The following is a 2,308-nucleotide window of genomic DNA, read 5'->3' on the forward strand; positions in this document are numbered from 1 at the left end:
CCTCTATACCGAGGGTGGCCGCCTCGTGCCGCCCGATGCGCCCGACATGGTCGGCGAAGAAGCGATCACCGCCTACTGGACCGGCGCACTCGGCGTGATCGAGACGGTGGACCTTGTCACCGACGAGGCGATCCCGGTCGGCGAAGGCTATATCACCGAGCGCGCCCACGTCACCCTGTACGGCGCGGACGGCGAAGCGATGGGCGGCGGCAAGGCCGTGCTGCTCTGGGCGCTGGAAGACGGCGAGTGGAAAATGCACTGGGACGCCTGGAATAACGGGCCGGTTGAGTAGCTCATTCTCCCTTCTCCTTGGGGAGAAGGCAGACATTTCTAGTAATGCGGCGGGGGCCTGTCGACGGGCGCGTCTTCGCAGGCTGACTGTTCGGCGGCGGCCACCCGCTTGCTCAGCGTCCACACATAAATCTCGGCGCCCGGCGCCATGAATTCCGCGCTCTTGGCCGATCTGGTCAGTGCTCTGAATTGCGCGTATTTTCCCTTGGGTACATCAACCCATCAGGCACGACCACGCGTGAACTGGCAGGCTTTCGTCGACGAACGCATGTCGCGGAGATCTCATTTAACGCGTCCTCGGCCAGATCGCGGGCTTTGGCTGAGGACCGCGGGACTTTGGCACTCTCTGGTCTCGGCAAGACCCAGCAATTGGTTTCCAGCGTGTCCTTGGCAAGCGCCCTCTGGCAGCCGCGATAATACTCTACGAGGTCATCGAGATCACTACACTCTTGAGACTGGATACGGACAGGCTGCTGGACGGCTCTGTTGCTGCGGCTCCATCCCGCCTCGACCGGCATGCAGGATTTCTGCGCCGAATCCCAGCGTCCGCCAGCATCGAGGCAGGCCTCGATGGGGTCGTTCCCAATCCGGGCCGCGCCCCAGACGCCCGCGCCGATGAGGAAGGCAGCGCCCAGACCGAGCGAAAGGAGCCTAGTCGGTGTCCACATAAAGCTTTCGCCCCATCGCCTCATACTCAGCGCTTTTCCGCGCCATCCCATTTTCCGCCTCTTTCGCGTGGCGTTCAAGGTCGGCTTTCCGATTGCCCGTCATACCCGCCGCATAGTCCCACCCCCGCAGCGGCGCCGCGGCGGCTTACGCCATGTCGATCAGGCCGTTCTGGAAGAGGGCCTGCAGGTGGCTGATGATGGCCTGCGGAGGTTCGCGTCCGGCCTCCTGTCCCCAGGCGAGGACCTCCGGCACTGAAAAATCCCCCTGATGATCGGCGATCTTTTTCAGGACCGGGGCGAATTCTCCCGGCATGTGAAACAGGCCCCGGTCATAGGGGATCACCACTTTGCCGTTCGCCTCGACGAAGCGCAGAGGCGGGAGGGCGACGATGAAGCGGGTGTCCTTGGTGGCGCTGGGCAGGGCGCGTTTCGCCTCAGGCGTCCAGCCGGTGAAGGGGTCGGCGACCAGGCTGTTCAGCCAGGGCAGCTTCATCTCGTCCGGCGAGGCCAGCATGCTGTCGACCAGCGCCCGCAGCTCCATGAGGCGCTCGCGGATATAGGCTTTGGAGGGATCGGTGATGTCGCCGGTGATGGGATCGAGGGCGGCAGGTGGGCCGCCGCGCCAGCTGCCGTTAGAGGCGGCGAAATCCTGCAGGACGGGCGCGAGCAGGGTGGAGAAGTTGCGCGGCGCGAAATAGAGATTGATCGCCATCGACACGCCGAGGCCCCTAGCGGCATGCCACGCGCCCGCCGGCAGGCAGAGGAGGTCGCCCGCTTGCAGATTGACCTCACGGATTTCCATGTCCGGCGGCAGCGTGCCGACATCCACATCGGCCGGCTCTGCGCGCCCGTCGCGGAAGACGGCATTATTGTCCGGCCAAGGCTTCGCCGCCTTGGTGGAATAGAACCAGCGCTTGCTCCCGGCGATCTGGATCGATGTGGCAACCCGCTTGTCGTAATGCATCGGCAGGCCGCCGCCTTCCGGAGAGATGTAGCAATTGGCGCCGACCGTGCCGGAGAAGTTCAGCTGCGAGCGCACGGCCCGTGCCCAGCGCGCCAGACCGGGGTCGGCCATGTGAATATTGGTGATGCAGACCGTCGCGCCCTTGTTGAGAAGGTCTCCGGTCTCGTCGATGCTGCACGGGAAAAGCGCTTGCGAACTGCCATCGCGCTCCCCGCCGGCATAGGACGCCATCAGGTTGAAGCGCTGGTCCGTGACCGACCGCCCGCGCGCCAGAGCGAGGCGGAGCTTCTCCCAGCTGAAGACATGGGCGAACTTGCCGGGATGGCCTTCGACGTGGAGCGAGGTGCGCGCGAAATACTGGTCCACGAAGGCTTCGGGCGTGACC

At 64.8% G+C, this 2,308-nt stretch carries 3 protein-coding genes; 1 reads left to right on the forward strand and 2 read right to left on the reverse strand.

The window, feature by feature from the left end:
• The coding region (locus WA989_RS15965; RefSeq protein ID WP_424341470.1) for a YybH family protein at positions 1-292 on the forward strand (292 nt) is incomplete at its 5' end.
• A gap of 175 nt (positions 293-467) precedes the next feature.
• Here WA989_RS15965 and WA989_RS15970 read toward each other — a convergent pair.
• Positions 468-959: a hypothetical protein gene (locus tag WA989_RS15970; RefSeq protein WP_424341471.1), complete on the reverse strand. Its 492-nt coding sequence runs from the start codon at positions 957-959 to the stop codon at positions 468-470.
• A gap of 145 nt (positions 960-1,104) precedes the next feature.
• Positions 1,105-2,308 (reverse strand): JmjC domain-containing protein (locus WA989_RS15975; protein WP_424341472.1); only part of this gene is annotated, 1,204 nt, incomplete at its 5' end.

This window comes from Henriciella sp. (assembly GCF_049649345.1).
GTDB lineage: Bacteria > Pseudomonadota > Alphaproteobacteria > Caulobacterales > Hyphomonadaceae > Henriciella.

Excerpts from the sequence above, each read along its gene's own strand:
- WA989_RS15970 (WP_424341471.1), bottom strand. The coding sequence starts at position 959 with ATGTGGACACCGACTAGGCTCCTTTCGCTCGGTCTGGGCGCTGCCTTC.